Consider the following 9,235-nt stretch of genomic DNA (forward strand, 5'->3'; position numbering starts at 1 on the left):
TTATCCATATTAGGTCTACTTGTATAAATTCTTACGTCATTTAATTGTAAAATAATTGTTAATTCACATCTAAATAACTGAAAATCTTTAGTTAAAAAGGTTATTTCTTTAACATTTCAATATTTCGATGTAATTTTTCACCATGCAATCTATTGCAAGTATATAATAAATAAAAACAAAAGTTATTTTCGTGAGAAAATGCACAATTACATCGTTAAACACACAAATAATTACAATTATTTGTGATAATAATCACATTGTCAGGTAATTTTATCTTTTTAATTAAATTTTATTAATTATCTTATTTATGAAAAAATTATTTAACAGATTAAAGTTTTAATAATTAGATTTAATATAAACTCATTTTAACCATAAAATAATAAAATATTAAAAACAATATTATTTATTTTACATAAAAATTAATCTAAAAAATTAATTTTATTATTTTTTATAAATATAAAACATATATAACAGATATGTTAAAAATAAATAATTCATTTTATTAATTAAACTTGTAATTTAGAAAAAAAAATATTAAAAACAAACAAAAAAATTGAAAGTTTAATTTACAAAAAATCATAGAGGTTATTTATCATATTGATATAAAAGAAAAAATAATATAAATGTATTTTTAACATTATATTTCATCGATAAATTTGTCTACACTAAAAATTCCTATAAATGACTTTTTTACTCAACATGACACATTTATCAATGTCTCCACCATCTCACTCAATTCAGCAATGAAGAGAAAGTAAAAAATTTTATGTTAGCCACTTGACCAGAAACAACAATTACATTAATTTTATTTAACATTATAAAGAACATCATTAAACTTTATCATTTCAGCACTCCAGTAGAGCCGAAAGAACTTAGAATAAGTTTATAGTAATAGTTAATTAGCGAGAGCTAGCGTTAACTGTTCATTCATTTTAAAGAAGTTTTAAGGTTAATCGCTGATATCAAAACAAAAAATATAAAATAATCTAACATTTTAAAGCATTTTTTCTCATCAGGATTACTGAGGATTTCCTGACAAGTTGATAACACCTCTACCGTCTTTATTCATCACCATTAACCCTAAAATAATCAAAACATTATGATGGAGGTAACTGCAAATGAAATGGTATGTCAAGGAAGCCCTAGAAATTAATCAGGCTATCCCCTATAAGGAATCAATCAATATCGAAGCGGGTTTTGGACCAACAGGGCTGCCACACATAGGAACCCTGTGTGAAATCCTCCGTGCCAATCTCATCAAAACCGAATTGGAGAAAGCAGGCAGAACAGTTAATTTTTATCTCATTTCAGATGATTTGGACCCTTTCAGAAAAGTGCCTTTGAATATTCCAAATGCTGAAACATTAACGCCTTATCTAGGCCAACCGATAAGCAAGGTGCCGGACCCTTTCGGCAATTTCCCGTCATTCTCTGAAATGGCGGAATATCAACTCATGAAGCTCGCCGCAGAATATGAAATAGAGTGTCAGCTAATCAGAAACTCTTTAGCCTATCAAAATGGCGATTACAATGACGTAATCAAACTATTCCTGCAAAATTTCTCAGTGCTAAACCAAATATGCAAGGCATCGACGGGATCTTTAAGACAAAGAACCTACAGCATGATCATGCCCATTTCTGAAAGAACTGGCGCCGTACTTGAGCATATCACAGTCACAGGCGTGAACCCTGAGTCAGGAGAAATAACCTATTACATACCTGGTGATGAAGTCATTAATAAACCCGGTTATGAATATGGCGTAGAAATTCGGGAACTCTATAAAAATGAGATATTAGATCAAGAGCAAACTATTTCGGTACTAAACGGTAGATCTAAACTCCAGTGGAAAGCTGACTGGGGTATGCGCCTCCTTGCCAGAAACATTCATTTTGAAATGCATGGTGAAGATCTGCTGGCTTCTGCCGCTGTTGTTCGTCAGATCGCAGGAGCATTAAACAAGCCAATTCCACGTTTTTACAAATATGGACTTTTTCTTGACGATTCAGGTAAAAAAATATCGAAGTCGAAAGGAAATAGTTTCTCTTTGGATGATATTCGCCATCTGCTGACACGAGACGCAATTCGCACTTATCTCTCAAAAGAGCCACAGAGATCATCTAAGTTCTATGTCGCGCTAGCGCCACATCTCAATGACCAAGTTAATATTTCGCAAAAAGATAGAAAACGATTATCTTTTTCGAAGATAGCAAGAATATTACACTCATCAAAACCGGCGAGTAAATTCGCGGCTGAAAACTTTCTAAATCGCTATAAAAAACCGGGAGAATCCATTTCAGATCAGGAATTGGAAATAAGTTATAATTATTATATCAGGACATGTAAACACGGAAATCAAGGATTACAAAGCATTAAAGAAGAAAAGTATTTCTCAGCCATTGCCAACTTAATAAGTACAGGAGAAATATCCACTAAAGATCAACTTTTCCAGCGTATAATCAGTACATATGAAGACCATTTTTCAGATGATGAACCATCCCAAATATGGTCTCTGCTCTATCGAGGATTATTTGGCGATACCAAAGGCCCACGAATTAAAACATGGTTAGATTTAAATTGCATGCAGCATATTCTAACCCATTTTAACAATCCATATAAAAACCCAGATAAAAACCCATCCCCAAAAAATGAGGAGAATATCGTTAATAACGAAATTAATAGACATCAAAAAGAGAGATTAATAAACAATAGCATCGAGGAGGACCAAATATATATGACTAAGTTATACAGTAAAATTAATTTCACCGAAATCAGAAAAAAAATGTGATGAACTTTCCTCAGCTTTACAGAAGAATAGCGAGGCGCTAGTTGAAGCACTCTCTGGCTATCAATGTAAAAATGTCACTGAAGATGAAATTCTCCGTTCAATGGATGTCTTGAATAATATTGAAAACAACAGAGCGTATTTCAAAAAGAAAATTTATGGTGTGACATCATTCCTCCCGCTTAATCAACCCATTTACGCTTCGGTATGTTTTGGTTTTATCCCTTCACTTATGGCTGAAAACGTATGCATACGCCCGCCGACAGCAATGCATACACATTACAAAAAATTTGAGGGGGTTATTAATTTATCCGAATTTTCTCCGACATTATCTATTTCTTATGAAGATAAGGAGTTATTTTTAAGTCAACGAGTAAAAATAACGGATGCGGTAATCTTTACGGGAACGCCAGAGAATGCACTCAAAGTCCGTAAGCATTTTAGAAAAAACACCTTATTTATTCTTAATGGCGCCGGTCATAATCCCCTTATTATCTCAAAAGATGCAGACATTAATCTGGCCGTTGAAAGTACAAAACGCGTCGTTCTTTACAATCAAGGGCAAGATTGCGCGGGTCCAAATGCTATATTAGTACACAATGATATATACGATTTATTCAAGCAACGATTAATCTCTGACTTGAAGAATATTGAAGATAGAGTTGGACCTTATAGTGACTATAAGAATATCGTCGGCCCCAATAGCGATATCGATCACAGTATAAAAATTGCTTCAGTATTTAAAGTAAATAGACCCTATTGCACCTATGGAGGAGAAGTTAATCCCATCAATGGCATGATAAAACCGACGGTTTTCGAGAAAGAATTATCATTAGGAGGTAATTATAAAGAATTTTTTGCCCCGGTTTTCTTCTTACAAAGATATTATCAGGATCAAGATTTAATCCATTATTTTTCTGATCCCTTATATTCTGCTAATGCGATGTATATATCTTTGTTTGGTACCAGTGACTATATCCATCATCAACTCAGCGAACGCCTTCACCTGCCAGATAGTATTCTGAGCAATACTGACTTACATCTGGAAGAACACGGTTATCTTCCCTATGGTGGTCAAGGGCCGGCGGCTTCATGCCTTTGGTATGAAGGAAATCGGATTAGCGGCAGTACATTGCCACAGCGTGACATATACCACTATTTAATTGAACCCTTTGATCCCCTTCCCACGCCAAAAGGTGAAAAACGTCACTGCGTTCAAGCGGGAATTTAAACCACTCCGGTGAATCCTCTTATTTCAACGGATGACCTGACCGCGCCGTACTTTCCACAAGTAAGCACGGCGTGTCTTAGCGATTAATACAATCACGAAACCGCCAAGCAAGATAATTGACACAAGATACTAGGGCTTATCCCTGTGATTCGCTATCATGCTACCTTATGTTAGTCACGCTCACCGATTCATTGAGCAAAAATATGGGGTAATTTTATGTTGTGGTTCAAAAATTTAATGATTTACCGTTTAAACCGGGAAATATCACTTTCTGCGGATGAACTGGAAAAACAATTGAGTCCGTTAGCATTCACCCCATGTGGCAGTCAAGATATGGCGAAAACAGGTTGGGTGCCACCAATGGGTTCACACAGTGACGCCTTCACCCATGTCGCAAATAACCAAATTCTAATTTGCGCCCGTAAAGAAGAGAAGATGTTGCCTTCACCTGTTATCAAACAAGCACTACAGGCAAAAATTGAAAAACTGGAAGGAGAACAGCATCGCAAACTTAAAAAAACAGAGAAAGACTCTCTGAAAGATGAAATATTGCATACCCTGCTACCACGGGCATTTAGCCGATTCAGCCAAACTTATATTTGGATCGATATCGCCAACAATCTGATCGTTGTTGACGCTGCCAGTGCTAAACGGGCCGAAGATAATTTGGCATTATTGAGAAAAAGCTTGGGTTCTTTACCTGTTGTTCCCCTGACATTTAAAGACCCAATAGAATTAACCCTGACAGAATGGGTACGTTCCGGTGATCTGCCAGCAGGTTTTGCTTTAATGGATGAAGCCGAATTAAAAGCTATTTTGGAAGAAGGCGGCGTGATCCGTTGTAAAAAACAAGATTTGGTTTCTGATGAAATCGCTACTCATATAGAAGCTGGCAAATGTGTCACCAAATTAGCGCTCGATTGGGAAGAGCGTATTCAATTTATGTTGTCAGATGATGGCGCTCTCAAGCGCATAAAATTCAGTGATACTCTGCGTGAACAAAATGATGACATTGATCGGGAAGATTTTGCCCAACGGTTTGATGCTGACTTTATTCTAATGACCGGCGAATTGAGTGCGCTGATTAAAAGCACCATTGAAGCGCTGGGTGGTGAAGCAGAAAAATAACCTCAATTTTTAATACTATTTGCCGCTTTGAACTATTTTTCAGAGCGGCGTGGTTATGTCTTTCTCAACCTTATACTTTAATCAACAACAGTGGAGTGCACATATGATATTTGATATACCATTGGCCAAAAACTGGCAGATAATAACGCCCGAAAATCGCGGCTGGTCTAAAGATCAGAAATACCATATTGTTGATAAACAAGGTAAGCACCTGTTATTACGCTTGGCAGATATCAGCCAAGAAGACAAGAAACAACAAGAATTCTTCTGGACACAGCAACTATTTAGCCAAAATATTCCCATGTCTAAACCCATTAATTTTGGCATTTGTAACAACGGCCAGAGTGTTTATTCTTTGCTACATTGGATCGAAGGACAGGATGCTATTAATTGGCTGGAACAACATAATGAGCAATTGCAATATGAAGCAGGTTTACAAGCAGGGAAACATTTACAAAAAATACATCAATTAACAATCCCATCTCAAACTATTTCTCCCCGTCAGGAAGCAGAAAACATTTACCAGGAAAAACTGGCTAGGTATGAACAATGTGGGATCAAGATCCCTCATGAAGCAGACTTTATTGATTTCATAAAGGAGAATTTCTCTCTGCTTGATAATATAACCCCTGTGTTCTTACACGGTGATTATCATGTTGGGAATATGATAATCGACAATAAACATAAACTATGGATCATTGATTTCAACCGCTATCGTTTTGGCGATCCTGCTAAAGACTTTAGTCAGATGATGGTGTTTAGCCGATTACATAGCACAGCATTTGTTCATGGGCAAATGGATGGTTATTTTGCAGGCCAACTAAACCAAGAATTTTTAAAAAGAATCGCTTTTCATACCGCCTATAACACTTTCTTTAGTTTACTTTGGGCACAGTCATTTGGAGAGGAAGCAATTCAGAATTGCCTTAACCGTATTAATATGATCTGGCTCGATTATCAAGGATTTAAACTCAGTATGCCAAGCTGGTATCAGCCTTTTATTAATCCTCTTAATAACTAAGAAGGTGCAACAATGTTAAACGAGTATGAAAGAAAAGAAATTGAGTCATTACACGAACAAATTTCAAATCTTCAAGAACAACTAAACATTCATAAAGCGCTCCTAATAGCGTTAATGTCTGAACTATCGGTATCCTCCATTAAAAATTTTTCTCCGTTTGATACAGCCATTAGAAATCATTTAAAAAAAATACCCATCCATACAGACACACATTTCGGACATCAAGAGTACATTGAACAATGCATTGAAGAAGCCGAGCAGGTCCAAGAATTAACCCCTGTTTGCTAACGTTGCTCTGTTAACAAAAATTCGCCATTAATGTTTTCAATGAATACTGATACAACATTGATGGCGTTATACTTCTTTCCATTACTCATGACTATACATAAACAACTTAATGATGAAACTGGGTAACTGTAATATTGACACTAAAGAACATTCTAGGGCATAGCAGTATTCAGCAAACAATGGTGTACGCACATTTTTCACCCGATCATCTACTAGATGCTGTGAAATTCAATCCGTTAGAAAAAGAGGGCTACATGTAGATGATCCACAAATTGACCCAATCAGAACAGTCTTAAAGCATTTACATTGGTTTCTATTGTCATCAACTTATTGATTTGGATATAACGAATTGATTTTTAAAATAAATGAAAAAGGCTATCAACCGCCTTTCTCAATTACAGCTAAAATGATCCAATTAGTTGCTGAAATCAGTGAGAATATCGGGCGGTTAAACACAGAACAGGAGCAAATAAAAGCCCAGAGATTAAGACGTATCAATCGGATACGCACAATTCACGGCTCACTAGCAATTGAAGGTAATTTACTTGATGCAAGCCAAATCGCAGCCATTATTGAAGGAAAGCGAGTTATTGCACCTATCAGAGAAATACAAGAAGCGCGTAACGCTATCTTGGCTTATGAAAAGCTCAACCATTGGTATTTCACATCAGAGCAAAACTTACTGGAAGCCCATTATGTTCTGATGAAAGGGTTGCTAGATAATGCCGGCAGTTATCGACACAACGGCGTCGGTGTAATGGATGGAGAAAAAGTCATTCATCAGGCTACCCAACAAGTTAAACAACTGATTATGGTACTGGAAGGAGAAATGAATCGTGGGCAACTGCAATCAGCCCTTGGATTAAAAGATCGTAATTCATTCCGACAGCGCTATTTGCAACCCGCACTAGCAGCAGGATTAATTGAAATGAGCCATCCAGAAAAACCTAGCAGCCCATCACAGCACTATCGTTTGACAGCAAAAGGGATAAATTTAAAAAATCACCACAAATAGTGAAAAATAACCAATTCCTACCTTATCGGAGACTTCGATGAAAACCTGCACAAATAAAATTGGACTATAATATCTACTTAAATATCAATATATTAAAGAAATAATTCAACCATACCAGCGAAACACTAACTCCCTTCACTATTTTGGCAAACTTACTAAGTGGACATTAACACCATAATTATAGTGCTTTAATGTCTACTTAAAATAACTATAATCAAGTGAGCATCAAAACCAAAAATACATAGAGTTATTGTCCACTTATGAATAGAGCTACTGCACTTAAACGTTTTATTGACTGGGACAAAAAAGGACGATATGTCTTCACCCTTGCCGATCTCAGAAAAATCTTTCCTGAAGATAGCCCCAAAACACTTCAAGCGTGCTTAAATCGTCTGGTTAAAGGATCAATGCTTGCACGACCTGTACGCGGGGTTTATCTGTTTAACTTTGCTCATAGCCACGATAGTTACGCCATTGAACATATTGCCAAAGCTCTACGACGTGGTGAATACAATTACATTAGCCTTGAATCAGCACTAAGTGAATATGGCGTTATTTCACAGATCCTGATCGATAGGCTCACCGTAATGACAACAGGCCGGAAAGGTCTTTATCACACGCCACTGGGTACCATCGAATTCACTCATACCAAACGCCAACAGGAAGATATCTTAGCGAGTATCACACAAGCAGACCGCCCTTTGAGACTCGCCAAACTTGAATGCGCATTACGTGATTTAAAACGAGTTGGTCGCAATACCCAGCTCGTCAAGCGAGAGGGTTTCTGGCAGGAAAGTTTGGAGAGCCGGTGTCCTTAACATGGCGGCAAGCTCTGTCTGGCGAACGGAACTTCATTAAAACAAAGTACCGGATAAAAAATCAGCACTTTGTCAATAATCTGAGAGCAACCACCAGGTTGCTCTTACCAGCATGTGAGTGAATTCAACCGGCCTGAAAAACAAATCGTCCGCCTAAAACAGCAGCATAACGATTGAGTGTTCCCAACTGAGGATCAACCTCCCCTCTTTCCAGTCGGCTGATATTCTGTTTCTGGGTTCCCATCCGACAGGCAACATCTTCCTGAGTCATTTTGCAGGCTTTGCGCGCCAGTTTGAGTTGCTGGACAAGAGCCTTGCGAGCCTGAAGATCATCCCATGCCTCCAGCCCTTCAGTTGTTGCCAGGAGCTCAGCCTTAACATCAGACAGCGTAACGAAATCGTAATCATCACTGTTCATTTTCATTCCAGCATCCTCTTTACCACTTTCATTCGTTCCCGGGACAGTTCCAGTGACGTTTTAGGTGTCTTCTGGGTCTTTTTCTGCAAAACATGTACTACAAAAATTTGTCTGCCCGTATGAAAGAAGAAAAATCCACGAGCAATACCTTCACGGGCACTCACTCTCAACTCTTTCAGTCCATTGCCTACATCCCTCACTCTTGGTTCCCTGAGCTCCGGTCCTGAATTTTCGAGTTCCTCCATTGCATCAACAAGCGCGACCTGTAACCCTACAGGAAGTCTTCGTGACTGCTCCCCGCCGTAAAAACGGCGAGGCTTCCCACTTCTCAGGCCGCCACCGTCTTTATGACGGATTTACGCTGGCCTCCGTGGGCAGAGACGACGAGTCCCGCCGCCTGTAATTCTGTTATGCCCTTGCGCTCGATGTTGAGCGCCGCATTGATATCGCGGTCATGTTCGACTCGACAGAAAGGGCATTGCCAGAGCCGCTTACGCAGCGGCATTTCCAGCATTTTGTAACCGCAGCAATGG

10 protein-coding genes are annotated in these 9,235 nt (G+C 37.9%); 7 read left to right on the forward strand and 3 right to left on the reverse strand.

Annotated elements, in window-relative coordinates:
* The first annotated feature begins 1,118 nt into the window (after positions 1-1,118).
* From C6H66_RS18360 to abiEi, 7 genes are all read left to right on the forward strand, one after another.
* Entirely contained in the window at positions 1,119-2,786 is a 1,668-nt protein-coding gene (locus tag C6H66_RS18360) for a hypothetical protein (RefSeq protein WP_105396331.1), read from the forward strand.
* Positions 2,758-4,014, forward strand: a complete 1,257-nt coding sequence (locus C6H66_RS18365) for an aldehyde dehydrogenase family protein (RefSeq protein WP_219847625.1) — start codon at positions 2,758-2,760, stop codon at positions 4,012-4,014. Before C6H66_RS18360 ends, C6H66_RS18365 begins: the two co-directional genes overlap by 29 nt.
* 216 nt (positions 4,015-4,230) lie before the next feature.
* Complete coding sequence (gene rdgC, locus C6H66_RS18370; protein WP_105396333.1) at positions 4,231-5,142, forward strand: recombination-associated protein RdgC; 912 nt, start codon at positions 4,231-4,233, stop codon at positions 5,140-5,142.
* Between the two features lie 103 nt (positions 5,143-5,245).
* A complete protein-coding gene (locus C6H66_RS18375) occupies positions 5,246-6,163 on the forward strand; it encodes an aminoglycoside phosphotransferase family protein (RefSeq protein WP_181150240.1) in 918 nt (305 codons plus the stop codon).
* Positions 6,164-6,175: 12 nt separating this feature from the next.
* Positions 6,176-6,451, forward strand: a complete 276-nt coding sequence (locus tag C6H66_RS18380) for a hypothetical protein (RefSeq protein ID WP_105396335.1) — start codon at positions 6,176-6,178, stop codon at positions 6,449-6,451.
* 349 nt (positions 6,452-6,800) lie between these two features.
* Complete coding sequence (locus C6H66_RS18390) at positions 6,801-7,466, forward strand: Fic family protein (protein ID WP_248000729.1); 666 nt, start codon at positions 6,801-6,803, stop codon at positions 7,464-7,466.
* A 260-nt stretch (positions 7,467-7,726) separates the two neighbouring features.
* Complete coding sequence (gene abiEi / locus C6H66_RS18395) at positions 7,727-8,284, forward strand: type IV toxin-antitoxin system AbiEi family antitoxin (RefSeq protein ID WP_046395241.1); 558 nt, start codon at positions 7,727-7,729, stop codon at positions 8,282-8,284.
* Between the two features lie 124 nt (positions 8,285-8,408).
* Here the strand turns inward: abiEi and C6H66_RS18400 are convergent, their stop codons facing one another.
* The 3 genes from C6H66_RS18400 to C6H66_RS18410 form a co-directional block, all read right to left on the reverse strand.
* Positions 8,409-8,702, reverse strand: a complete 294-nt coding sequence (locus tag C6H66_RS18400; RefSeq protein ID WP_088776123.1) for a helix-turn-helix domain-containing protein — start codon at positions 8,700-8,702, stop codon at positions 8,409-8,411.
* A 2-nt stretch (positions 8,703-8,704) separates the two neighbouring features.
* Positions 8,705-8,947 carry a type II toxin-antitoxin system RelE/ParE family toxin gene (locus C6H66_RS18405; RefSeq protein WP_082300809.1) on the reverse strand — a complete coding sequence of 81 codons (243 nt, stop codon included), beginning with the start codon at positions 8,945-8,947 and terminating at the stop codon, positions 8,705-8,707.
* A gap of 83 nt (positions 8,948-9,030) precedes the next feature.
* Positions 9,031-9,235 (reverse strand): zinc ribbon domain-containing protein (locus tag C6H66_RS18410; protein WP_146111068.1); only part of this gene is annotated, 205 nt, incomplete at its 5' end.

The sequence above is a fragment of the Photorhabdus hindustanensis genome (assembly GCF_002968995.1).
GTDB lineage: Bacteria > Pseudomonadota > Gammaproteobacteria > Enterobacterales > Enterobacteriaceae > Photorhabdus > Photorhabdus akhurstii.